Source organism: Brevundimonas lenta (genome assembly GCF_014196335.1).
Classification (GTDB): domain Bacteria; phylum Pseudomonadota; class Alphaproteobacteria; order Caulobacterales; family Caulobacteraceae; genus Brevundimonas; species Brevundimonas lenta.
The window spans coordinates 1,006,939-1,031,897 of sequence record NZ_JACIDM010000002.1 but is presented as its reverse complement, the minus strand read 5'-3'; the positions used below and the strand labels follow the sequence as shown (position 1 = coordinate 1,031,897).

At 66.9% G+C, this 24,959-nt stretch carries 12 protein-coding genes; 9 read left to right on the top strand and 3 right to left on the bottom strand.

Annotated features, from left to right (window positions below):
- The first annotated feature begins 15 nt into the window (after window positions 1–15).
- Together GGR12_RS12485 and GGR12_RS12480 are read left to right on the top strand one after the other, a co-directional pair.
- Window positions 16–486: a low affinity iron permease family protein gene (locus GGR12_RS12485; RefSeq protein WP_183204709.1), complete on the top strand. Its 471-nt coding sequence runs from the start codon at window positions 16–18 to the stop codon at window positions 484–486.
- Entirely contained in the window at window positions 483–761 is a 279-nt protein-coding gene (locus GGR12_RS12480) for a SemiSWEET family transporter (RefSeq protein WP_183204708.1), read from the top strand. Before GGR12_RS12485 ends, GGR12_RS12480 begins: the two co-directional genes overlap by 4 nt.
- Here the strand turns inward: GGR12_RS12480 and cysC are convergent.
- Window positions 736–2,547: an adenylyl-sulfate kinase gene (cysC, locus tag GGR12_RS12475; protein WP_183204707.1), complete on the bottom strand. Its 1,812-nt coding sequence runs from the start codon at window positions 2,545–2,547 to the stop codon at window positions 736–738. The genes GGR12_RS12480 and cysC overlap by 26 nt on opposite strands.
- Window positions 2,547–3,452 carry a sulfate adenylyltransferase subunit CysD gene (gene cysD / locus GGR12_RS12470; RefSeq protein WP_183204706.1) on the bottom strand — a complete coding sequence of 302 codons (906 nt, stop codon included), beginning with the start codon at window positions 3,450–3,452 and terminating at the stop codon, window positions 2,547–2,549. The genes cysC and cysD overlap by 1 nt, the downstream gene beginning before the upstream one ends.
- 113 nt (window positions 3,453–3,565) lie before the next feature.
- Here cysD and GGR12_RS12465 point away from each other — a divergent pair, with 113 nt between their 5' ends.
- The 3 genes from GGR12_RS12465 (at window position 3,566) to GGR12_RS12455 (ending at window position 7,461) form a co-directional block, all read left to right on the top strand.
- Window positions 3,566–4,474 (top strand): ROK family protein, encoded by a 909-nt coding sequence (locus GGR12_RS12465; protein ID WP_183204705.1) that lies wholly within the window; start codon window positions 3,566–3,568, stop codon window positions 4,472–4,474.
- Window positions 4,475–4,534: 60 nt separating this feature from the next.
- A complete protein-coding gene (locus GGR12_RS12460) occupies window positions 4,535–5,953 on the top strand; it encodes a dicarboxylate/amino acid:cation symporter (RefSeq protein WP_183204704.1) in 1,419 nt (472 codons plus the stop codon).
- A gap of 65 nt (window positions 5,954–6,018) precedes the next feature.
- The gene (locus GGR12_RS12455; RefSeq protein ID WP_183204703.1) at window positions 6,019–7,461 is read left to right on the top strand and encodes an aldehyde dehydrogenase family protein; all 1,443 of its coding nucleotides are present in this window, start codon (window positions 6,019–6,021) and stop codon (window positions 7,459–7,461) included.
- Between the two features lie 9 nt (window positions 7,462–7,470).
- Here the strand turns inward: GGR12_RS12455 and GGR12_RS12450 are convergent, their stop codons facing one another.
- The gene (locus GGR12_RS12450) at window positions 7,471–8,262 is read right to left on the bottom strand and encodes a response regulator (RefSeq protein ID WP_246328918.1); all 792 of its coding nucleotides are present in this window, start codon (window positions 8,260–8,262) and stop codon (window positions 7,471–7,473) included.
- A gap of 684 nt (window positions 8,263–8,946) precedes the next feature.
- Here GGR12_RS12450 and GGR12_RS12445 point away from each other — a divergent pair.
- The 4 genes from GGR12_RS12445 to GGR12_RS12430 all read left to right on the top strand — a co-directional run bounded on the left by GGR12_RS12445 (window position 8,947) and on the right by GGR12_RS12430 (window position 24,882).
- The gene (locus tag GGR12_RS12445) at window positions 8,947–16,038 is read left to right on the top strand and encodes a peroxidase family protein (RefSeq protein ID WP_183204701.1); all 7,092 of its coding nucleotides are present in this window, start codon (window positions 8,947–8,949) and stop codon (window positions 16,036–16,038) included.
- A 271-nt stretch (window positions 16,039–16,309) separates the two neighbouring features.
- A complete protein-coding gene (locus GGR12_RS12440; RefSeq protein ID WP_183204700.1) occupies window positions 16,310–17,086 on the top strand; it encodes a sensor histidine kinase in 777 nt (258 codons plus the stop codon).
- Between the two features lie 79 nt (window positions 17,087–17,165).
- Complete coding sequence (locus GGR12_RS12435) at window positions 17,166–19,577, top strand: PAS domain S-box protein (RefSeq protein ID WP_183204699.1); 2,412 nt, start codon at window positions 17,166–17,168, stop codon at window positions 19,575–19,577.
- Between the two features lie 538 nt (window positions 19,578–20,115).
- The gene (locus tag GGR12_RS12430) at window positions 20,116–24,882 is read left to right on the top strand and encodes a peroxidase family protein (protein ID WP_183204698.1); all 4,767 of its coding nucleotides are present in this window, start codon (window positions 20,116–20,118) and stop codon (window positions 24,880–24,882) included.
- Window positions 24,883–24,959: the final 77 nt, after the last annotated feature.

The following is a 24,959-nucleotide window of genomic DNA, read 5'->3' as shown; positions in this document are numbered from 1 at the left end:
CGCCGTTAGGGGCGGATGGAATCCTTTTTCGTCCGCTTCGCCAACGCGACCGCCCACATCGCGGGCAAGCCGTGGACGTTCGTCGGCTGCGTGCTGCTGGTTCTGCTCTGGGCGTTCAGCGGTCCGCTGTTCAAGTTCAGCGAGACCTGGCAGCTGGTGATCAACACCGGCACGACCATCATCACCTTCCTGATGGTGTTCCTGATCCAGAACACCCAGAACCGCGACGGCGCGGCGATGCAGGCCAAGCTGGACGAACTGATCCACGCGGTCTCGAAGGCCGACGAGCGGTTCATCGGCATCGAGCACCTGACCGAGAGGCAACTCGACAAGATCCTCGAGGAGGTCGAGGCGCGGGCCGATCGGCTGCATGGCGGCAACCAGCTGCCGGTGGTGGCGACCCGGGCGGAGGACGCCCGGGCGGCGACGCCGCCTCCCGCCAAGCGCGGAACGAAGAAGGCGGCGACCCGCAAGGCGCGGGCGTGAGCGATCTGGTTGCGAACGTCGTCGGCACCGCGGCGGCCCTGTGTTCGATCACCAGCTTCGCGCCGCAGATGATCAAGATCTGGAAGGAGAAGGACGCGTCGGCGGTGTCGCTGAAGACCTATTCGCTGACGGTGACCTGTTTCGTGTTGTGGACGATCTATGGCGTGCTGACGGAGGCCTGGCCGATTACGATCGCCAACGCCTGCGCGCTGGTGATGGCCGCGGGGGTACTGGCGATGAAGTGGCGGTTCAGCGGAGCAGGGCGGCCCGGATGAGCGCCATGACGCGGTCCGCCGCCTGGTCCGGCGTGTCGGCGACGGCGTCGATGCGAAGGTCCGGCGCCTCGGGCGGTTCGTACGGACTGTCGATGCCGGTGAAATTGGCCAGCCCGCCGCTGCGCGCCTGGGCGTAGAGGCCTTTGATGTCACGGGCCTCGACGACATCGAGCGGGGCGTCGACATGGACCTCGAGGAACTCGCCCGGGGCCATCAGTTCGCGGGCCATCTGACGCTCGGCCCGGAAGGGCGAGATGAAGGCGGCCAGCACGATCAGCCCGGCGTCCGTCATCAGGCGAACGACCTCGGCGACGCGGCGGATGTTCTCGACGCGGTCGGCGTCGGTGAAGCCCAGGTCGCTGTTCAGGCCGCGGCGGATGTTGTCGCCGTCCAGCAGGGTCGAGTGCACACCGTCGGCGAACAGGCGCTGCTCCACCAGGTTGGCGATGGTGGACTTGCCGGCGCCCGACAGGCCGGTGAACCAGACGACGAGCGGCCTCTGTCCTTTTTGGGTGGCGCGTTCCGCCCGGTCGATGGCGATCGGCTGGGGGCGGACCGTGGTCGAGCGGCGCAGGGCGAAGCGGATCATGCCCGCGCCGGCGGTCTCCTCCGTCATCCGGTCGATCAGGATGAAGCCGCCGAGGTCGCGGCTGACCTCGTACGGCTCGAACGGGACCGGCGCGTCCAGCGTCAGGTGGACGAGGCCGATGTCGTTCAGTTCGAGCGTGCGGGCGGCCAGGGCGTCGCCGGTGTCGACGTTGATCCTGTGGCGGATGTCGCTGACCCGGGCGGCAACGGTGGTGGAGCCCAGCTTCAGTCCGTACGAGCGGCCGGGTAGAAGGGGACGCCCGGACATCCAGACGAGGTGGGCCTCGAACCGGTCCGCAACCTCGGGCGGAGCCTCGTTGCAGGCCAGCAGATCGCCGCGCGACACGTCGACGGGGCGGTCCAGGGTCAGGGTGACGGACTGACCGGCGCGCGCTTCTTCGAGGTCGCCGTCGAAAGCAGCGATGCGTTCGATCCGGGCGGGCGCGGCGGAGGGCAGGACCCGGACGGCGTCGCCGGGGCGGATCGATCCGCTGACGATCCGGCCCTGGAAGCCGCGGAAGTCGTCGGTGCGGACGGCGGATTGAACCGGCATTCGGAACGGCGCGGGCGCAGCGTCCGCGGTCGGCGCCTGTCGAAGCCAATCCACAACCGTGCCGCCGTCGTGCCAGGGCGTGTGAGGGCTGCCGGCGCCGAGGTTGTCGCCGAGCGTGGCGCTGATCGGGACGGCGGTGACGTCCGTGAGGCCGAGGTCAGCCGCGAAGGCGCGGTAGTCGGCGGTGACGGCGTCGAAGGCGGGCCGTGACCAGTCGGCGAGGTCCATCTTGTTGACCGCCAGCAGGATGCGCCGGACGCCGAGCAGGGCCAGAAGGCGGGTATGGCGGCGCGTCTGCGTGAGGACGCCCTTGCGTACATCGACCAGGACGATGGCGGCGTCCGCGGTGGAAGCGGCCGTGGCCATGTTGCGGGTGTACTGCTCGTGTCCCGGCGTGTCGGCGAGGATGAACCGGCGTCCGCCGACATCCAGGAAGCGCCAGGCGACGTCGATGGTGATGCCCTGTTCGCGTTCGGCGGCCAGGCCGTCGACGAGCAGGGAGAGGTCGGGGGCGGGACCGAGCGCCAGCAACTGGTCGGAGGGGACGGCGCCGGTGTCGTGCACCAGGCGGCCGATGAGGCTGGACTTGCCGTCGTCGACCGAACCGCAGGCGATGAGCCGGACGACGCTCTGGACGGGGAGCATCAGAAATAGCCCTCGCGCTTCTTGCGCTCCATGGAGGCGGCGGGGTCGTGGTCGATGACCCGGCCGAGCCGTTCGGAACCGGTTCCCGCGACGAGCTCTGCGAGGACGGCTTCCGGCGTGTCGGCATCGCTTTCGATCGCGGCCGTCAGGGGCCAGCAGCCGAGGGTGCGGAAACGGACCCGGCGTGTGGCGACAGCCTCTCCGGCGCCGAGCGCCAGGCGGTCGTCCTCGGCGAGGATCAGGGAGCCGTCGCGGGTCACGACCGGGCGCTCGGCCGCGAAATAGAGGGAGGGCAGGGTGATGCGTTCGCGCAGGACGTAGCGCCAGACATCCAGCTCGGTCCAGTTGGACAGGGGGAAGACGCGCAGGGTCTGACCGGCGGCGAGGCGGGTGTTGTAGAGGCTCCAGAGTTCCGGCCGCTGGGCTTTCGGATCCCAGCCGTGGGCGGCGGACCGGACCGAGACGATCCGCTCCTTGGCGCGGCTCTTCTCCTCGTCACGCCGGGCGCCGCCGAAGGCCGCGTCGAAGCCGTGGAGATCGAGCGCCTGCCTGAGGCCTTGGGTCTTCCACTGGTCGGTGTGAACGGCCGCGCCGTGCCGGAAGGGGTTGATGCCCTGCGCCTCGGCGTCCGGATTGCGGTGGATCAGCAGGCGCATGCCGGCGCGCGCGGCGGCGGCGTCCCTGAAGCCATACATCTCGGCGAATTTCCACGTCGTATCGATGTGGAGCAGCGGGAACGGCGGCGGGGCGGGAAAGAAGGCCTTGCGCGCCAGGTGCAGGAGGACGGCGGAATCCTTGCCGCCGGAGAACAGCAGGACGGGGCGTTCGCAGCCGGCGGCCACCTCGCGCAGGATGTGGACGGCCTCGGCCTCCAGCCAGTCCAGGACGTCGTCGTCAGGCCGCATGAGCTGTCCGCTCCCCCTCGGATAGCAGTGACTTCTGAATCGGGCGGCGCCAAGCCTGTGCAGATCGGACCGGAGCTGTAGCGAGGCGCGCCGGGACCGGGCAGGGTGGGGAAATGAACGATCGAAACGACTCTCCCCTGATCGCCGGCGTGGAGCTGGGCGGGACCAAATGCGTGTGCGTGCTGGCGTCCGGCCCGGGCGATATCCGGGAGGAAGTGCGTCTGCCGACGACGACGCCGGCGGAGACGCTGGGCGCGATCCGCGCCGTGCTGGACCGCTGGGCGGCGGGACCCGGCTTTGAGGCCATCGGCATCGCCAGCTTCGGGCCGCTGCAGCTGGACGAGCGCGACGCCCGCTATGGGCAGATCGTGGCCACGACCAAGCCGGGTTGGGATGGCGCGGACCTGACGTCTCTGGGCGCTGGGTTCGGCGTGCCGGTGGCGATCGACACCGACGTGAACGGCGCGGCCCTGGCCGAGGGACGGTGGGGCGCGGCGCAGGGACTGGCCAGCTACGCCTACATCACAGTGGGGACCGGGATCGGCGTGGGCTCGATCGTCAGCGGACGGGCGGTGCGCGGGATGGGCCATTCCGAAGCCGGGCACCTGCGGGTCGGTCGGCTGCCCGGCGATGACTGGCCGGGCGTTTGCACCTTCCATGGCGATTGCGTCGAGGGACTGGCCTCGGGGCCGGCGGTGCAGGCCAGGGCCGGCCGGCCGGGCGACACGCTGGGCGCCGATGATCCGGTCTGGGCGATGGTGGTGCATGCGCTGGGCGGGCTGATGCACAATCTGGTGCTGACCACCTGTCCGGAACGGATCCTGATCGGGGGCGGGGTGGCGACCGGTCAGCCGTGGCTGTTCCCGCGGCTGCGGCGGGCGCTGCTGGACAGTCTGGCCGTCTATGGCGCGACCCAGGCGCTGGCGGACGACATCGACGCCTATGTGCAGCCGCCGGCTCTGGGTGACCGGGCGGGTCCTCTGGGCGCGATCGCGCTGGGACGGGACGCGCTGGCGCGCTGACGCCATCGACAGGAATCGCGAATTCCCCCCAAGGTGCCGATCGCTTTGACGGGGGATGGCATGGCCGCGCGCGGAACGACGGGAGACGGGGCGAAGACCGCCCGCCGACGCAAGACGCCGGTCGCCGCGCCGCAGCCGGAAGTCGTCAGCCCTCCGCCGCGCAAGCCGTTCTGGCGCAGCATGTATTTCCTCGTCCTGCTGGCGATCGTCGCGGGCGGAACGATCGGGCATTTCTGGCCGGAGACCGGGCAGGCCCTGAAACCGCTGGGTGACGGCTTCATCAAGCTGGTGAAGATGATCATCGCGCCGGTGATCTTCCTGACCATCTCCACCGGCATCGCGGGGATGAGCGATCTGAAGCGGGTCGGACGGGTGGCGGGCCGGGCGTTCGCCTACTTCCTGGTGTTCTCGACCCTGGCGCTGATCATCGGCCTGGTGATCGCCAATGTGGTGCAGCCGGGGCGGGGTCTGAACATCGATCCGGCGACACTGGATCCCGCGGCGGTGGCCCAGTACTCGCAGGCCGCGCACGAGACGACGATCGTCGGCTTCCTGCTGGGGATTATCCCCGACACCCTGGTCAGCGCCTTCGTCACCGGCAACATCCTGCAGACGCTGTTCGTGTCGATCCTGTTCGGGGTGTCGCTGGCGATCGTGGGCGAGCCGGCACGGCCGGTGACGCGGATGCTGGACCAGCTGGGGCAGGTGGTGTTCCGGATCGTGGCCATCCTGATGAAGGCGGCGCCGGTGGGGGCGTTCGGGGCGTTCGCCTTCACCATCGGGGCGTTCGGCCTGCAGTCGGTGATCAATCTGGGTGCGCTGATCGCGACCTTCTATGTGACCTCGCTGATCTTCGTGCTGGGGGTGCTGGGGCTGGTGGCGCGGGCCTTCGGCTTCTCGATCTTCCGGCTGATCGCCTATCTGAAGGAAGAGCTGCTGCTGGTGCTGGGCACCTCGTCCTCGGAAGCGGCTCTGCCCAGCCTGATGCAGAAGCTGGAACGGGCCGGCGCGCCCAAGTCGGTGGTCGGCCTGGTCGTGCCGACCGGCTATTCGTTCAATCTGGACGGCACCAACATCTACATGACGCTGGCGGCCCTGTTCATCGCCCAGGCCATGAACATCGAGCTGAGCCTGTCGGAGCAACTGGCCCTGCTGCTGGTGGCCATGCTGAGCTCCAAAGGCGCGGCCGGGATCACCGGGTCGGGCTTCATCACCCTGGCGGCGACGCTGGCGGTGGTGCCGTCGGTGCCGGTGGCCGGGCTGGCGCTGATCCTGGGCATCGACCGTTTCATGAGCGAGTGCCGGGCCCTGACCAACTTCATCGGCAATGCGGTTGCCACCCTGGTCGTGGCGCGCTGGGAGGGGGACCTGGACCGGGATGCGCTGGCGGCGGCGCTGGGGTCGGGGCCGGCCCCGTTGGCCGCCGCGCCGGATCCGGCGGCAGGACCGGGCGACAAGGAACGCGTCACCGCCGACTGAGCCTGCGGGGCTGACGCGCGTTCGCGGCTTCTGTACCAGAGGGGACCAGCCTCCGGAGAACCGCCATGACCGACACGCTCGAACTCTCGCACTGGATCGACGGCGAGAAGGTCGGGGCCGACCGGCCGGGCGAGGGGCTTAATCCGTCCGACACCCGCGAGGTCGTGGCGCGCCAGCCGCAGGGCGGCTCCGCCGAGGTCGATGCGGCGGTGGCGGCGGCCAGGGCGGCCTTCCCGGCGTGGTCGGAGGCGTCGCCGGAAGTCCGCTCGGACGTGCTGGACCGGGCCGGGATGCTGCTGCTGGAGCGCCGGGAGGCGATCGGGACGCTGCTGTCGCGTGAAGAGGGCAAGACGCTCGCCGAGGGCATCGGCGAGACGGCCCGGGCAGGCCGCATTCTGAAGTATTTCGCCGGCGAGGCCCTACGTCTGCATGGCCAGAACCTGGCCTCGGTGCGGCCGGGTGTGGAGGTTCAGACCTACCGCCAGGCCGTGGGGGTGTTCGGCCTGATCACGCCGTGGAATTTCCCGATCGCCATTCCGGCATGGAAGGCGGCTCCGGCCCTGGCCTTCGGCAATACGGTGGTGATCAAGCCGGCCGGCCCGACGCCCGCGACGGCCGAGGCGCTGGTGGCCATCCTGCACGAGGCCGGGCTGCCGAAGGGCGTGCTGAACATGGTCATCGGGCGGGGCAATGTCGGCCAGGCCCTGGTCGACCACCCGGACGTGGACGGCGTGTCGTTCACCGGCTCCCAGGGCGTGGGCGCGGGCGTGGCGGCGGGAGCCGTGGCCCGGCAGGCGAGGGTGCAACTGGAGATGGGCGGCAAGAACCCGCTGATCGTTCTGGACGATGCGGATCTGGACCGGGCGGTGCAGATCGCGCTGGACGGCTCCTACTTCGCCACCGGCCAGCGGTGTACGGCGTCCAGCCGTCTGATCGTGCAGGACGGCATCCATGACCGCTTCGTAGAGGCTCTGGCCGAACGTCTTGGGACATTGAAGGTCGGACCGGCGCTCGATCCTACGACCCAGGTCGGACCGGCGGTGAGCGAAGCGCAGATGGAGACCTCGTACCGCTACGTCGATATCGCGCGCGGGGAGGGCGGTCGGATCGTCACCGGCGGGGAGCGACTGAGCCTCGAGACCCCCGGGTGGTATGTGCAACCGACACTGATCTGCGATACATCCGCAGATATGCGTATCAATGCAGAGGAAGTATTCGGCCCTGTCGCATCTACGATCCGTGTGCGGACCTATGAAGAGGCGCTGCAGATCGCCAACGGCACCGAGTTCGGCCTGTCGGCGGGGATCGTCACCTCATCGCTGAAGCACGCGCGCGATTTCCAGCGCAGGGCGAGGGCGGGGATGACAATGGTGAACCTGCCGACGGCGGGGGTCGACTATCACGTGCCGTTCGGAGGGACGAAGAAGTCCAGCTATGGCGCGCGGGAACAGGGCTTTGCGGCGGCCGACTTCTTCACCTGGACCAAGACGTCCTACACGGCCAGCTGAACGTAACGGTCAGAGGAAGCCGCTCAGCAAACCGGAATCCATCAGCCAGGCCTGGCCGGTGAGAAGCGGGAGGCCGGCGGCCAGAAGCTTGGCGAGGGGGTTGGCCGTGCCGCCCTTGTCGACGCCGTCTTCCTTGAGCCCGGGCAGTTCCGGCTGACTGGCGCGGCCGGATTCCTTGATCTTTTGCATCGCCGTGACCGCGCCGACGCGGTTGTGAACGTGCAGGGCGCGGAACGCCGCCGTGATGTGCACCTTCACCGTACCCTCGGCGATGTTCAGGACGCGGGCGATCTCCTTGTTGGAGAGGCCGGCCGCCAGATGGGTGAGAACCTCTTTCTGACGCAGGGTGAGTTCGCCTTCCAGCGTGCCGTCGTGACCGGTGGAGGTGGTGGTCACGGTGACGTCGGAGATGATCGGCGGGACGTAGATCTGGCCGCCCAGAACCGTCTGGAGCGCCTGCACCATCTCATCGTCGGGGAGGTCTTTGGGAATGTAGCCGTGGGCCCCGGCCGCCAGGGCCTCGAACGCATCGGAGCGATCCTGGCGCCAGGCGATCACGACGATGCGGAGTTCGGGGCGGCGAAGGCGAATGCGGCGGAGGCCGTCCATGCCGCCCATGCCGGGCAGTCCGGAGTCGACCAGGAGGACGGTGATCTTACGGTCCCGATCCAGCTCGGCGAGAGCTGTCGGAAAGTCGTCGACGCCGGTGACGTCAGCGATGCCCAGATCGCTGGAAAGCAGCGATTTCAGTCCACCCCTACACAGGCGGTGACTGTCGGCGATGAGAATTCCACCCCTCATGTCGGCCACGATTCCAACCTCCCATTGGAATTATACTGACATTCATTATCAGGAACCCCCCCCTGACTTGAGCACCAAGCGAAAACTAGGCGTTACAGCGTAGGTATAGGCTAGCGAGAATGTCCGATGTTTGCAATCGGAACTGGTGAAGTCTTCGGTCGCTTCCTTTACTTATATGGTCTCCCGTCCAGCGCGGGCGGGAAGCCTGACGAAATCTGACGGGATTTTACCGCTCTGAAATTTACTCGGGCGATCAAACTCTTAACGCGACAAACAGCGAAGCTTCAGAACCGCATCAGAACCGCGGCAGTCGGCCTCCGAAGGGCGTAGGCTGCGCGTACGATGTCGTACAGTCCACGGCCTATACTCTACCTTCGGACCATACGATCAGGGGCGGGTCAAGCTCAGTCCCGCCTGCCTACGACTTAAGTATTAGTCCTGTGGGGCGGGTCATATAACGCCGACATTCCGAGGCTAGTCCGTCTGTCCGAATGGACGGTTTGACCGGTTCAGTGATTAACAGAAGCCTCAAGTCGATTGTGGGGCGACACCGCGACCACTTTTAGCACATCTAGAGTGCGCGAGAGAATTCGCGGGCGGGGAGCCTTGTAACCGAGAAGCCTTTGCTCAGTCCACTGATCGGTGGATTGGGATGTTCGACGCCGTCATCTGGAGGGAACGGTCATGGTTACGTATATCCGGAGCGACCTGGATTTCATCCTCGCTCAAATCAAGATTGCAGAAGCGCACGCCAACGGGCAGCCGCTGTACGGGCCGGGAGGGTTGATCCCGGCCTATAATCTTTCGTGGGGCCTGCGAACGGTCGACGGGACGTACAACAATCTTCTGAACCCCGAGCATGGCGCCTCGGACAATCCTTTCCCGACGCTGCTGGGCACGCAATACCGGACGATCATGGTGGATCCGGACGGCCCGGGACCGACTCCGTCGGTCCCGGTTTCATATGTGCCGGGCGTCGACAACGACGGCCCCGGTACGGCCGGCCCCGGTGATGTGTTCGACCCCTATGTCCGTACGATCAGCAATCTGATCGTCGACCAGACGCTGGCCAACCCGTCCGCCATCCTGACGGCGCTGCAGCGCGCCGGCGTGGTTGCGCCGGCCGACGAGATGTCGACCCTGGGTGTGATCACCGCCGCCTATGAGGCGATCGAGGCGGAGTTCCTCGCCGTCAGCCAGTCGCGGGTGGCCTATTTCAACCTTGCGACGACCGCAGCCGCCAATCCGGGCGACGCCGCCGCGCAAGCAGCCGCCGCCGCCGCACTCGTGACGTTGAACAACGCCACCGCAGCGCTGGACGCCGTTCGCGGGCCGCTTGACGCGCTGCTGGCGACCAATGGCATCGTGATGGAGGGCGACAACGTCCAGATCACGAACACCGCCCCGGATGAGGGCCTGTCGGCTCCGTTCAACTCGTGGTTCACCCTGTTCGGACAGTTCTTCGACCACGGCCTCGACCTCGTCGCCAAGGGCGGCCAGGGCACGGTCTTCATTCCGCTGATGCCGGATGACCCGCTCTATGTGCCAGGCGGCACGACCAACTTCATGGTCCTGACCCGTGCGTCGCGTGATGCGAACGGCAATGCGATCAACACCACGACTCCGTTCGTCGACCAGAACCAGACCTATTCGTCACACGCCTCGCACCAGGTCTTCCTGCGCGACTATGAGTTCAACGGCGCCGGCGATCCGGTCAACACCGGCAAGCTGATCGAAGGCACCAACGGCGGCATGGCCACCTGGGCCGATATGAAGGCCCAGGCCCGCACCCTGCTCGGGATCAACCTGACCGATCAGGATGTCGGCGACGTGCCCCTGCTGGCCACCGACGAGTACGGCAACTTCACGCCCGGACCGAACGGCTTCCCGCAGGTCGTCTTCGCGGATCCTGCCAATCCCACCGTGTTCATTCTCGTTGAAGGGAATCCGGCGGCTAACGGCGGGCTCGGCATTTCCCTGTCCGACGGCCCGGGCAACTCGGTCGCCGTCCGCACTGGCCACGCCTTCCTTGCCGACATCGCGCACAGCGCCGTGCCGGATGGTCTGCAGGACGGCGACATCGAGATCGGCCTCGGCAACGGAGACGGCTCGGCGACCGACGGCTTCTACGACAACGAGCTGCTGGACGCCCACTTCATGGCCGGTGACGGCCGCGCCAACGAGAACATCGGCCTGACCGCCGTCCACCACGTGTTCCACTCGGAGCACAATCGCCTGGTCGACCACACCAAGGCGGTCGCGCTTGCTGACGCCCAGGCCATTCTGGCCGGCGGCGGCACCCAGGCGCAGGCCGTGGCCTTCCTGAACGAGTGGCTGCTGACTGACGTGACTACCGTGCCGGCCAGCGTCGCCGGTCTTGTCTGGGACGGCGAACGCCTGTTCCAGGCCGCCAAATTCGGCACCGAGATGCAGTATCAGCACCTCGTGTTCGAAGAGTTCGCCCGGAAGATCCAGCCGAACATCAACGTGTTCCTGGTTCCGGACGGCTATGACGTCACCATCGATCCGGACATCGTCGCCGAGTTCGCTCACGTCGTTTATCGCTTCGGCCACTCGATGCTGACCGAGACGATCGACCGCTTCGATCCGACGATGACTCCTGATCAGATCAGCCTGATCGAGGGCTTCCTGAACCCGCTGGAATTCCAGAACAACGGCGGCACGACGACGGTCGACGCGAACATCGCGGCCGGCGCCATCATCCGCGGCATGACGCGGCAGGAAGGCAACCAGATCGACGAGTTCGTTACCAGCGCGCTCCGCAACAACCTGCTGGGCCTGCCGCTCGACCTCGCGACGATCAACCTGGCCCGTGGCCGTGACACCGGCGTCCCCTCGCTCAACGAGGCGCGTCGCCAGTTCTACGAAGCGGCCCAGCAGAACACGCTGATGAAGCCCTATGAGAGCTGGGTCGACTTCGCGAGCCATCTGAAGAACGAAGCCTCGATCATCAACTTCATCGCGGCCTACGGCGATCACGCCCTGATCACCGGTCAGTCGACGATCGACGGCAAGCGCGACGCCGCCCTGACGATCATCACCGGCACCTCGGTCGGCGGCCTGACTGTTCCGGCCGACCGGCTGGCCTTCCTGAACGCCTCCGGCGCCTATGCCGGCGCGGTTCCGGGCAGCCTCGGCGGTCTGGAGAATGTCGATCTGTGGATCGGCGGCCTGGCCGAAGAGATCATGCCCTTCGGCGGCATGCTGGGCTCGACGTTCAACTTCGTCTTTGAAATCCAGATGGAGAAACTGCAGAGCGGCGACCGCTTCTACTATCTGCAGCGGCTCGATGGCCTGCACCTGTTCAGCGAGATGGAGGGCAACTCCTTCGCCGCGATGATCATGCGCAACACCGACGCGACCCACCTGCCGTCGGACGTGTTCTCGACGCCCGGACTGATCCTCGAGATCAACCAGGCGGCCCAGTTCAATGATCTGGACGGCGACGGTCTGCTGGAATCCACCGACCCCACGGGCAGCGGTCTGCTGACCCAGCTGGTCATCCGGGACAATCCCGGTACGGCGGGCGCCGACAGCAACTATCTGCGCTACACCGGCTTCGACCACATCGTGCTGGGCGGCACCAACAACGCCGACATCATGATCTCGGGCGGCGGCGACGACACCATGCACGGTGACGCCGGCAACGATCGGATGGAAGGCGGGTTCGGCAACGACATCATCAACGGCGGCGCCGGTGATGACATCATTTCGGACAGCGGCGGCGACGACAACGTCAAGGGCGGCGACGGCAACGACGTCGTCCAGGCCGGACCGGGTCTCGACCTGGTCCTTGGCGGGGCCGGTCAGGACTTCGTGGTCCTCGGCACCGACATGGGCTCCGAAGTCTTCGGCGGCACCGGCAATGACTTCATCCTCGGCAACCGCAACGCCGAACGCCTGCTGGGCAACGAGGGCAACGACTGGCTCGAAACCGGCACCTTCGACGGCGCCCCCGGCGACAACTTCGATGAAATCTTCGCCCACGACGGCATTCGCGGTCACGACGTCTTCATCGGCGACGGCGGCTTCGACGAGTTCATCGGTGAAGGCGGCGACGACATCATGGTCGGCAGCCCGGGTCGCGGGAAGATGGCCGGCATGTCCGGCTTCGACTGGGCGACTTACAAGAACAACACGACCGGTGTGTTCGCTGACCTGTCGGTCGGGATCGTGTTCGATGAAGCGCCGACCCTGCCGCAGAACGCCGCCCTGGATGAGTATGAATCCATGGAAGGCCTCTCAGGTACGGCCTTCAATGACATTCTGCTTGGCTCCAACGACGATGCGGCGGCCATGGTGTCCCTGGCCAACGGCGGCGCAAGCGGCTTCTACGGCAGCCAGCTCGATGCTGCGGGCATCGCCCGGATCACCGGCCTTCAGGCCATGCTCGGCGCGGGCGTCACCTCCTGGAACGGCGGCGACATCATCATGGGCGGCGACGGGAATGACCTCATCACGGGGCAGGCCGGCGACGATTTCATCGATGGCGACACCTGGCTGAACGTCCGGATCGCTGTTCACGCCGCGATTGGTCCCGACGGCGGCACCGGAGCCATCCTAGAATATGCAGACAGCATGAACCAGCTGATGACGCGGATGTTCAACGGCACACTCAACCCGGGCCAGCTGAACATCGCCCGTGACATCATGACGGCGAACGGGGCGGGCGATGTCGATATCGCCGTGTTCTCGGGCAACTTCGCCGACTACACGATCACCAACCTCGGCGGCGGGCGCTTCCAGCTCGTCGACAACGTCGGCACGGACGGCACGGACGTCATCCGCAACATCGAGATCATGCGCTTCGCTGATGGAGATGTGGCGGTGAACTCGCCGGCCACCGGCGTGCCGGTGATCAACGACCAGACCCCGACCGAAACCCAGCAGCTGACCGCCAACACGGCCGGCATCGCGGACGCCAACGGTCTCGGCGCCTTCTCCTACCAGTGGCAGCTGTCGACCAACGGCGGCACGACCTGGACCAACATCGGCGGGGCAAACGGCGTGAACTACACGCCCGCCCAGGCCCAGGTTGGCGGTCTGCTCCGGGTGGCCGTCAGCTTCACCGACGGCGTGGGTAATGCAGAGCAGGTGTTCTCGGTCCCGACCGGCGTGGTCGGCGACTTCTGGAACGCCATCCCGATCCTTGCCAATACCTTCAACGGCACGGCCGGTGACGATATCGCCAACGGCACCAGCGGCCTCCTCGGCCTCGGTGCCAACGATACGCTCAACGGCAACGCCGGTGACGACCAGCTCAACGGGGCCGGCGGCACGGATACGCTGAACGGCGGCGCGGGCAATGACCGTCTTGACGGCGGCGCGGGCGGGGCGGACGTCGCAGTCTGGGCCGGCGCGGTCGGCGCCTTCGGCTTCGGCCTAAACGGGACCGGCCAACTGACGGTCACGGACCTGATCGGAACCGAGGGGGTCGACACCCTGACCACCGTCGAGAACCTTCGCTTCAACGCGGTCACCTACGCTCTGGTGAACGGCACGAACGCGGCCGGAACCTCGAACGGCGGCGCCAACGCCGACATCGTCCTCGGACACGGCGGCGTCGACACCGTCAACGGCGCGGGCGGCAATGACGTCCTCGTCGGCGGCGCCGGCAACGACACGGCGCTGGGCGGCGCGGGCAACGACCAGATCCTCTGGGGTGTGGGCGACGGCCGCGACTTCATCGACGGCCAGGGCAACACCGACACCGTCCGCATCCGCGGCGACGCCACGGCTGAAGTCTACCGCATCTACTCGAGGACGGCGGCGCTGGCGGCGGGCATCACCGGCCTGAACGCCAACACCGAGATCGTCATCACCCGCAACGGGACGAACAACGCCTCGATCATCGCCGAACTGGATAACATCGAGGAGATCACCATCACCGGTCGCGGCGGCGGCGACACCTTCATCCCGATCGGCACCTTCGCCGGCACCAGCCTGGCCACCAGCACCATCACCATCGACGGTTCTGACGGCAACGACACGGTGGACATCACCGAGCTGAGCTCGGCCCACCGGATCGTGTTCCGCCAGAACGGCGGCACGGACACCGTCGTCGGGACGCTCCGCCCCGACGATGTGGTCGAGGCCTTCGGTCCGGAGGCTCCGGTTCTTACGGAAAACGCCGGATCCGACGAGTCCATGGACGGTACGACCGGAGAAGCCAGCTACGCCGGCGGAGCGGGCAACGACACGCTCAGCTTCGAAACCTCGACTGCGGGCAAGCATGTCTCGCTGAACGGCAACTACGCCCGCAATGCGGACGGCAGTAACCAGGCTTCGCTGACCAGCATCGAGAACGTCGTGGGTTCGGCCTTCGCCGACACCCTGGTCGGCAGCGCGGTGGCGAACGTCATGTTCGGCGGCGAGGGCTCCGACACCCTGATCGGTCTCGGCGGCGACGACTTCCTCTGGGGCGGCGCCGGCCTGGCCAACACCATGCAGGGCGGTCTGGGCAACGACATCTACTACGTCGAAGCCAATGACACGGTCCTGGAGCTGGCCGGCGAGGGCACGGACTCGGTGCTCACCACCCGCGGGTCGTGGACGCTGAGAGCCAACGTCGAAAACCTGGCGTTCGTCGGAGCCGGTGACTTCATCGGCGTCGGCAACGACCTCGCCAATGCGATGGAAGGCGGCGTCGGCAACGACGTCCTCTCCGGTCGCGGCGGCATCGACGCCCTCATCGGCGGCGGCGGCATCGATACGGTCTCCTACGCTTCGGCGGTCGGGGGTGTCTCGGTGAACCTGAACGGTTCGATCGCCTCCAACGACGGCGACGGCGCTTCCGACACCCTGTCGGGCTTCGAAAACGTCACCGGTTCGGCGCTTAACGACACCCTCATCGGGTCGCTCGGCGCCAACGTCCTCTCGGGCGGCACCGGGGCCGACTACCTGATCGGCCTGGATGGTGACGACACCCTCCATGGCGGCTCGGGTGCGGCCAACACGCTTCAGGGCGGTTCCGGCAACGACCACTACGTCCTGAGCGCAGCTGGTGACTCGATCGTCGAAGCGGCGGGCGGTGGTCTGGACTGGGTCGATACCCTGTCGAGCCTCCATACGCTCGCGGCCAATGTGGAGAACGTGACCTACACCGGGGTCGGCAACTTCACCGGCACGGGTAACGCGGACGCCAACGTCATCACCGGCGGCATCGGCAACGACACGCTGTCGGGCAGGGGCGGTAACGACACCCTGAACGGCGGTGGCGGCAACGACCTGGCGCAACTGCAAGGCCTGGCGGGTCAGTACATGGTCACGGCCGTGGCTGGCGGCTACCTGGTGACCGACACTGTCGGAGGTCGCGATGGAGCCGACACCCTGCTGGCGGTGGAGCGGGTCCGGTACGCCAACGGCACGATCGTCACCCTGGAATCGCTGGTTGCGGCTCCGACGGTGGCGGGCAAGTCCGCCGCGGACGCCCAGGTCCTGCCTGCGGCTCCCAAGGAGGTCGTCGTGTCGCCGCTGGTGCAACCGGCTGCTGACAAGGCGGTCGTCAATGTGCCGCAGGTCCTGCCTTCGCTGGATGACGACGCCTTCGTCCTTCCGGTGCAAGACGAGGCCTTCGTCCTCCCGGCGCTGCAAGATCGGTACGACATGCCGAGCTTCCGCAGCTGGCACGACTTCAATGACTTTGGAGCCGACGCCTTCAGCCATCGCTTCGAACGGGTGCTGCCGCAAATCCACGACTTCGGATCGATCTCCGACGATCCGTGGTTCGTGACGCACAACGACTGGCTGGCTTGACCCCGCGCCCATAAGGGCCGCCTGAAGCAGCGCATATCTGCTTCAGGCGGTCCGGGGCTCCGCAACCGGGTGCAAGGACGTCGCAGCGTCCGGCTTGTGGAAGGGATCGAGGGGCGGCGACGTACAGGGGCGGAAGCGTGCATATCCATAAAGACCCGTCGGGCAAGTCAGCGGAGGGCGTTCCTCCGGCTTGGCCCGCAGCGACTTCCGGAGGGACCTGGCGTTTCTTCGGATGTCGTGCGTTTGGGGCCCGGCCAGCAGGGGTGGGGTCATGACGAAACCGGAAGACGCCGACTGTCCGGTTTGCACCGGTCCAAAGGCGGCCGAGGGCAGGCCGGTCGAGCCGCAGCTCAGGCGCAAGATCGCTGATCTCGAGCGGGCGTTGGAGCAGTGCAAGGCGCGGCCGGACGAGGTGGACCCCCGCGAGGACCGCTGGGCGCTGAAGGTCCGGGAAGTTGATCACAGGGCCAAGAACTCGCTGCAGCTGGCCGCGTCCATGCTGATGATGCAGGCCCGCAGCATCGACGACCTTGAGGTGCGCGACCATCTGGAGGCGGCCTCGGAGCGGCTCCAGACGTTCGCCCGGCTCCATGCCGTGCTCCATGAGGGGACGGACCATGACGGCGTGCTGGTGAGGCCGTGGCTGGAGCAGGTCTGCAAGGATCTGCGGATGGCGCCGGACGTCGAGATCGCGGTCGAGGCTCCGGACGAGACGTGGCCGGCGGAGCTGGCGCGCCCCATCGGCCTGTTCATCTTCGAGGCCGTGACCAACGCCCTGAAGCACGCGTTCCCGGAGTCCGGTGCGGGCCATATCGAAGTCAGTCTGCGGCGGACGCCGCCGTTCTGGCGGGTGGAGGTCGCCGACGACGGATCCGGTCCGCCGGCCGCATCGCGATCGGGACTGGGGACGGCCCTGTTTCCGATCTTCGCGGATCAGCTGGATGGCGAACTGATGATCGCCCGGGGACTGGATGACCGGGGCATGCGGGTGGGGATCGTCTTCGCTGAACCTGACGGCCTGAAGCGCGCCGCCCGGACCATGCTGTGACGGCCGGGACAACTAACTGTTACGCTAACGAAAATTTCAAATCCGACGTGTAGCGTCTCCCTTGATCAGGGGGCGCGTGATGGTGGACGAGGTTTGGCGTGACATTCCGACGGGCGAAAGCCCGATGGAGCGCCTTGTCCATCTGGCCTGCTCGGCCTTCCACACCTCAATGGGCATGGTGACGATCCTCGGTGAGGATGAGCTGGCGTTCCGGGCGGTGGTCGGCCTGCCGACGAGCGCGATCGAAAGTCGTGTCAGCGTGACGCGCAAGCTCGTTGCGGCCGGCCCCGGCGCGACCTTCGTGGTGCTGGACGCGTCGACCGATCCGAGGGTCATGAATCATCCGCTGGTCACCGGCCCGGAAGCGCTGCGCTTCTACGCCGGCGCAACGGTCTGCGACGGCCAGGGCCAACCCATCGGATCGATCGCCGTGATGAGCGGGGAAGCGCGGGCGTCGTTCAGCCCGGCCGATCTCGCCACGCTGCAGCGCCTCGCCGCCGCGGCGACGGACTTCATCCAGCAGGTCACCGCCCAGCGGATTCAGACCGGGCAACTGGCCACGCTGAAGCTGGCGGAGTCGACCGCGGGTTTCGGCAACTGGCGCTTCGACGCCGAGACCGGGCAACTCGGCTGGTCTGACGGCATGTACAGCATTCATGCGCAGGACCCCTCCACGGGCGCTCCGTCATTCGACGATGCGATGGAACGATATCATCCGGACGACCGGCAGATGTTGCGCGAACTCATCGCCGCCGCGCTGGAGACCGGGGAGGGCTATGATTGCCGCCTGCGCCTGACGCGGGCGGACGGCGAGAAGCGGATCATCCGCTCGCGCACGGTGGCGATGCGTTCGCCGGACGGTGCGACGACCTCCCTGTTCGGCGTGCTGCAGGACATCACCGAGCGCGAGAAGTCCGTGGCGCGGCTGACGCGGAGCGAGGCGCAGTATCGTCTGTTGGCGGACAATATGGACGACGCCGTCGTCCGCATTCAGGCCAGCGGCCGCAGCAACTACATCTCGCCCGCGGCCGAGGGGCTGATCGGCTATTCGCCGTCCGACCTCAGGGGCGTGGCGCCCCAGTCACTGGTTCACCCCGAGGATCGCACCGCCGTCCTGTCGGTGATCCGGCGCGGCTTGCGCGGGGTGCGCAGCCAGCAACTCCAGCACCGCGCGCTGCACCGCGACGGGCGTACGGTCTGGGTCGAGAGCAATGTGCGCGCCGTGCCCAGTGAGGACGGGACCATCACCGAATTGGTGGTCGTGGTTCGCGACATCTCCGCCCGTAAGGCCATGGAGGACGAGCTTATCGAGGCGCGGGACCGGGCTGAGGGGGCTGTGCGGGCGAAGTCGGAGTTTCTGGCCAATATGAGCCACGAGCTGCGCACGCCGTTGACCAGCGTGATCGGCTATTCGGACGTGCTTCTGTCGCACGACAGCCTGCCGGCGACGGAGCGCAGCTACGTCGAGCGGATCGGGGCCTCGAGTGAGGCTTTGTTGGGCGTTATCAACGATATCCTCGACTATTCGAAGCTGGAGGCGGCGGCGGTGGATCTGGATCCGCAGCCGTTCCGGCCGGAGGGCCTGGCGCGGAGTGCGGCCTCGATCGTCGAGGCGCAGTGCGAGGCCAAACAGATCGCGCTGGTCGTGAATATCGATGACGACCTGCCGCATTTACTGCAAGGCGACGAACCGCGGCTCCGGCAAATCCTGCTGAACCTGCTGTCGAACGCCGCGAAATTCACCGCCGCGGGCGAGGTCAGGCTGGATGTCGGCGCCCGTGCCGATGGCGACCAATGGCGTCTGCGGGTGGCGGTCAGCGACACCGGCATCGGCATTCCGGCCGACAAGCTGGAGACCCTGTTCGATCGTTTCACCCAGGCCGATACGTCGACCACGCGCGTCTATGGCGGCACGGGACTGGGCCTGGCGATTTCGCGCCGGCTGGTGAACCTGATGGGCGGCGAGATGGGGGTGTCCAGCGTCCCGGGGATCGGGTCGACCTTCTGGTTCGAGATCACCCTGGCGTCGGCGGTCGACGAGGGCGGAGAGCGCTCGAGCGTGGTCGCGCCCGGCGGGTCCGGCGCGCGGATCCTGGTGGCCGACGATGCGGCGACGAACCGTGAACTCCTGAGCGTGATCCTCGCCGGGCTCGGCATGGCGGCTGATACGGTCCGGGACGGGGCCGAGGCGGTCGCGGCGGCGTCCAGCGGGGACTACGATCTCATTCTTATGGACGTGCACATGCCGGTCATGGACGGCCTGGCGGCGACGCGTGCGCTCAGAGCCATGCCCGGCGCCGTCGGTCGGACGCCGATCGTGGCCCTGTCGGCGAATGTTCAGCGCGATCAGGTCGAGGCGTGTCTCGCCGCCGGGATGGACGGTCACGTGGGCAAGCCGATTCAGATCGCCGACCTCGCCCATGCAATCGCCCGGTTCGCCCGGCAACCGGATGAAGAGGACGGCGCCGGCGCAGATCGCGCTGTGGCGTAAAGCGAAGCAAGCGTTGCCTTGTTTCTCTAAATATTGCGACGTTACTCGGATCGTCCAACAAGGACTTGAGGGGCGTCGGTCCGTCCGGCTTATGTCCCTTTAATTCTAGACAACTACGGATAGATAGGTTGGGGTATGACCTATACCGCACAGGTGCCTATGACCTATGCGCAATAGAATTCATTCTCCGGCTATGCTTATATCTTCCTCGCGCGTCTAAGTAGGGGAAGTGTTGAGGCGACTTTTATTCGGGACACCGGGTAATCGTCTCGTCAAATACCGACAAAGACGAGTTGAAGTCCGTCCTGTTGGGCGGAGGCGTCCAATTCCGGCAGTTCCTGGGAGGGGCTGTGATGGTCGACTTTAATCAGCGGCCAGCGGACCTGCGTTGTCTGCTGCTGGGGCCCGGATCGGCTGGCGGACAGCTTCGCCACGATCGCGCCGGCCCGGAGAATGTCCCTGATCCGGTCGGTCCGAGGCTTTCCAAAACTTACGTGAATACTCCCGGGTAGTAGTAACCGGGAAGGAGAGTGTTGCCATGCCTATCTCTCTTCGGGCCCATGATCTGGCGCTACTTGACCAGGAATTCGCCGCGGGCGGCTTCCGCAACTCCAGCGGCCTCGGCAACAACGTCGCTCACCCGACGTGGGGCAATTCGAACCAGCCGTTCGTGCGGCTGTCGCCGGCCCATCCTGAACCTGCGACGGTGAATGGGGTGCGCGTGACCGGCGCGAGCGGATCGCCGCTGCCGAACGAGCGCCTGGTTTCCAATGTGATCTCGCAGCACGTCGACGCCAACGGCCTGTCGATCGATGCGCCCAGTACGGCGGGGACGAACCTGCTGCTGATGTCGTTCGGCCAGTTCTTCGACCACGGCCTCGACTTCTATGCGCGGGGCGGTGGCAGCCAGTTCGTTGACCTGTCGACCATCAACGCCCAGCTGGCGCAGATCGCGGCCGCGAACCCGGGCCTCAACATCGACGTCACGGACAACATCATTGCCCAGGGCGTGCCGCCCCAGCTGCAGTTCCTGATCGGCGGACGCGCGGCGCGCTACACCGTGGACGGCAACGGCGTCATCACCCTGGATAACGTCAACGGGACCGAGCGGCTGAACATGACGTCGCCGTTCGTCGACCAGAACCAGACCTACGGCTCGACGCAGGGGATGACCTTCCTGTTGCGCGAGACCGCTCGCGACGCGAACGGCGACGTGATCCGGGATTCCGGCGGCCAGTTGGTCAAGACGCATCGCCTGCTCGACGGCGCAGCGGAGATCGGACCGGACGGCGTGAGCCGCGGGGGTCTGCCGACCTATACCGACGTGCTGATCAACAATGGTCTGAGCGCCGCTGATCTCGACGACGTTCTGGCGATGGCGGCGGTGGCCGGTAACGACTTCGCCGCGTGGACCTATCTGACCGGACTCGCCGGGTTCATCGACTTCGGCGACATCGGGGACGGAACCGGCGCCGCCCTGATCGGCGACAAGAACGACTTCGACGCCTCGCCCTTCGGGCAGGGCGGCGGCCCGAACGCGAACTTCAGCCTCGAAGCACTGCTGTCGTACTACGTCGCGGGCGACCATCGGCCGAACGAGAATGTGGCCCTGACGGCGGTGCACACAGTCTGGCACCGCGAACACAATTTCCAGGCCGAGCGGATCGCGGAGCTGCACCCGGAATGGACCGCGGAAGAAGTCTTCCAGGCGGCCAAGACGATCACCGTCGCCCAGTATCAGCGCGTGGTCTTCGACGAGTTCGCAGAGAAGATGTCGGGCACATTGCCGGGCGAGGGCGACCACGGCTTCGTTGACTACAATCCCAACGTCAATCCGGCCATTTCGGACGAGTTCGCCGGCGCGATGTACCGGGTCGGCCACTCGATGATCAACGAGACCATCCCGTTCGTCGATGCGAACGGGGTGCTGCAGGAGGTGTCCCTTATCGAGGCCTTCCTGAACCCGGCGATGTTCGCGGGCGCTGATCCCGATCACCCCCAAATCAGCGGCGCCGCGTCGCTGCTGGGCGGGCTGACCCAGGTCGGGCACCAGCAGATCGACACAAAGGTGGTCGAGGCGGTGCGCAGCGCCCTGTTGGGACTGCCGCTGGATCTGGGCGCCGCCAACCTCATGCGGGGCCGCGAGCTGGGCCTGCCGTCCCTGAATGAGTTCCGGGCCTATGTGAGCAGCCTGGGCACGTCCCTCGAACAGAACGGCCAAGCGTCCGACTACATCGATCAGGCGGGCATCCCCGGTCTGACGCCCTACGCCAACTGGGATCAGTTCGGAGCCGCCCTGCGCGGCACCGCGGCCGAACGGGCCGACCTGCTCGCCAGGTTCAAGGCAGTCTACGGCGAGGACGTGATCGATCCGGGCAACGGCCTGATCAACGGCACCGGCGTCAGTCACGTGAACGACGTCGACATGTGGATCGGCGGCCTGGCCGAAGCGGCCTTCGGCGCCAGCCAGATGGGTTCGACCTTCACCTGGATATTCCAGGAGCAGTTGGACCGGCTGCAGGACGGCGACCGCTTCTACTACATCAATCAGTTCGACGGGTCGCTGCTGCTTCGCGACATCGATTCCGAGCACTTCTCGGATGTCATCGCGCGCAACACCGGCCTGACCCACCAGCACTGGGACACCTTCGAGGTGTGGGAACGGCGCGACGTGGCGGCGGGCGTGCTGAACCGCAACTTCAGCGACCTGAACCCGCTGAATGTCGACCTGGTGCTGGTGGGCAACGCGCTGAACAACGTCCTCACCGGCACCAACAGCAACGACACCATGTATGGCGGTGACGGCAACGACACCATCAACGGCGGCGGCGGTAAGGACGCCCTGCACGGCGAGGGCGGCAATGACATCCTGAACGCCAGCCTCAATGCGCAGGACGCGTTCCTCTACGGCGAGGCCGGCGACGATGTCCTGAACGGCGATGACAACGACGACATCCTGAACGGCGGCGACGGCAACGACATCCTGAACGGCAATGACGGCAAGGACTACATGCTGGGCGGCGCCGGCGATGACTGGATGATGGGCGGCGACGGGGTCGACGACGCATACGACGGCGGCGACGGCATCGACACGGTCGACTACAGCGCCTCCGGCTCGGGCGTGAGCCTGAACCTCAGCATCCCGCTTGATCGTCTGTTGCCTGATGAGGGTGAAGGCGGCGACGCCGAGGGCGACGTGGTCGTCAACGTCGAGAACCTCCGGGGCAGCGCTTTCGCCGACACGCTCGTCGGCGACGGCGCGGCCAATGTGATCGAGGGCGCGGCCGGGGCGGATGCCCTGAACGGCGGCGCGGGCTCCGACACCGCCAGCTACCGGACGTCCAACGCAGCTGTGAACGTGCACCTGTTGCTCGGCACGGCCAGCGGCGGACACGCCCAGGGCGACACCCTGGTCAGCTTCGAAAACCTGATCGGCAGCGCCTTCAATGACATTCTGACCGCCAACAACGTCGCCAACAGCATCGACGGCGGCGCCGGTGCGGACGCCATGACCGGCGGCGGCGGTGGCGATCGCTATTACGTCGACAATCTGGGCGACACGGTCGTCGAAACCACGGGCGGCGGGCTGGATGTGGTCTACGCCAGCGCGAGCTGGACCCTGGCGGGCGGCGTGGATGTCGAACAGCTGAGGGCCAACTATGCGGGCCCGTCGGGCATCACCCTCATCGGCAATGAACTCGCCAATACGATCATCGGCGGGTTGGCGGCCGATATCCTGAACGGCGGCCTTGGAGCCGACGTCATCCTTGGCGGCGCAGGCGCCGACACGCTTATCGGAGGCTCCGGTGCGGTCAACGTTCTTCAAGGCGGCGCAGGTGATGACGTCTATATTCTCACCGCCGCGGACACGGTTGTCGAACTTGCCGGGGAAGGTGTGGACACAGTCCAGACCAACCTCATCAGCCGAACCCTCGGCGCCAATCTCGAAAACCTCCTCTACAACGGAGCCGGAAACTTCACGGGAGTCGGGAACGCACTCGCCAACGTGATGACCGGCGCGGCCGGGGACGACACCCTGTCCGGTCGCGGCGGCAACGACAGCCTGGAGGGCGGGGCCGGGTCCGACACCGCCAACTACGCCAGCGCGGCCGGAGCCGTGGCGGTCGACATCGCCCTGCAAACCGCCAGCGCTGATGGCGACGGCGGCGTCGACACCTTCACCAGCATCGAGAACGCGACAGGCTCGGCCTTCGGAGACGCGCTCGTCGGCGACAGCGCGGTAAACACGCTCACGGGCGGCGCCGGCAATGACGTCCTGACAGGTCGCGGCGGCAGCGACTTCCTGCTGGGCGGCGATGGCGTCGACACCGCGACCTATGCCGCGGCCATCGGCGGCGTGAACGTCAGGCTGAACGGGGCCCGGGCGCTGGCGGACGGCGACGGCGGGGTCGACACCCTTTCCAGTATCGAGAACGTCATCGGGTCCCTGTTCGCCGACACCCTGGTCGGCTGGACGACAAACAACGACCTGACCGGCGGACTGGGATCCGACACCCTGATCGGTTTGGAAGGGAACGACACGCTTCGCGGCGGCTCAGGCGCGGCGAACCAGCTGCAGGGCGGGCTCGGCGACGACGTCTACATCCTCGACGCCAACGACACGATCGTGGAGCTGGCCGGGCAGGGGATCGACACTGTCCAGACCTCCCAGGCGGGCCGGACGCTGGGCGCCAATTTCGAGAACCTGACCTTCACCGGGACCGGCAATTTCGCCGGCATCGGCAATGCGCTGGCCAACATCATCATCGGCGGCGCGGGGGCTGACACCCTGACGGGCGCTGGCGGCAATGACACGCTGAACGGCGGCGGGGGGCAGGACCTGGCGATCCTTTCCGGGCTGCAGGCCAGCTATCAGGTCGTGGCGGCGGGCGGCGGCTTCCAGATCACCGACAACGTCGCCGGGCGTGACGGCGTCGACCTTCTGATCGGCGTCGAACGGGTCCGGTTCAGCGACGGGACGACGGTGCTGGTGTCGGCGCTCGCGGCCGCTCCGGCGGTTGTCGCCAGCGCGAAGGTCAGCGACCCGCCGGTCCTGCCGGCCGCGCCGAAGACCTTCGCCGCTGATCCGCAGGTGTTGCCGGCGCTCGACGACGACTTCGTCCTCAAGGGCGATGACCTTCCGCTGGTTCTGCCCGCGGCGGCGCTGGCCGAGGTCCAGAGGTTTGAACGGTCATGGGACTGGAACGACCGGGTCGGAGACGTGCGCTTCGCCGCACTCGACGACGTGGCCGGGCCCTGGTCCCACGACCACGACGGAGGACTGATCCCCGATTGGTTCCTCTGAGCCCGAAGGCCCGCCGAGGGGCAGGGCCGGGCAATGTTTGAGGGAGAGGTCTCTGACCGCATCCCTCCGAAGGCGAG

What these genes read in the sequence shown, in the direction of transcription:
- GGR12_RS12485 (WP_183204709.1), top strand. Translation starts at nt 16, where the DNA reads ATGGAATCCTTTTTCGTCCGCTTCGCCAACGCGACCGCCCACATCGCG.
- cysC (WP_183204707.1), bottom strand. Translation starts at nt 2,547, where the DNA reads ATGCTCCCCGTCCAGAGCGTCGTCCGGCTCATCGCCTGCGGTTCGGTC.
- cysD (WP_183204706.1), bottom strand. Translation starts at nt 3,452, where the DNA reads ATGCGGCCTGACGACGACGTCCTGGACTGGCTGGAGGCCGAGGCCGTC.
- GGR12_RS12465 (WP_183204705.1), top strand. Translation starts at nt 3,566, where the DNA reads ATGAACGATCGAAACGACTCTCCCCTGATCGCCGGCGTGGAGCTGGGC.
- GGR12_RS12460 (WP_183204704.1), top strand. Translation starts at nt 4,535, where the DNA reads ATGGCCGCGCGCGGAACGACGGGAGACGGGGCGAAGACCGCCCGCCGA.
- GGR12_RS12455 (WP_183204703.1), top strand. Translation starts at nt 6,019, where the DNA reads ATGACCGACACGCTCGAACTCTCGCACTGGATCGACGGCGAGAAGGTC.
- GGR12_RS12450 (WP_246328918.1), bottom strand. Translation starts at nt 8,262, where the DNA reads ATGAGGGGTGGAATTCTCATCGCCGACAGTCACCGCCTGTGTAGGGGT.
- GGR12_RS12445 (WP_183204701.1), top strand. Translation starts at nt 8,947, where the DNA reads ATGGTTACGTATATCCGGAGCGACCTGGATTTCATCCTCGCTCAAATC.
- GGR12_RS12440 (WP_183204700.1), top strand. Translation starts at nt 16,310, where the DNA reads ATGACGAAACCGGAAGACGCCGACTGTCCGGTTTGCACCGGTCCAAAG.
- GGR12_RS12435 (WP_183204699.1), top strand. Translation starts at nt 17,166, where the DNA reads ATGGTGGACGAGGTTTGGCGTGACATTCCGACGGGCGAAAGCCCGATG.
- GGR12_RS12430 (WP_183204698.1), top strand. Translation starts at nt 20,116, where the DNA reads ATGCCTATCTCTCTTCGGGCCCATGATCTGGCGCTACTTGACCAGGAA.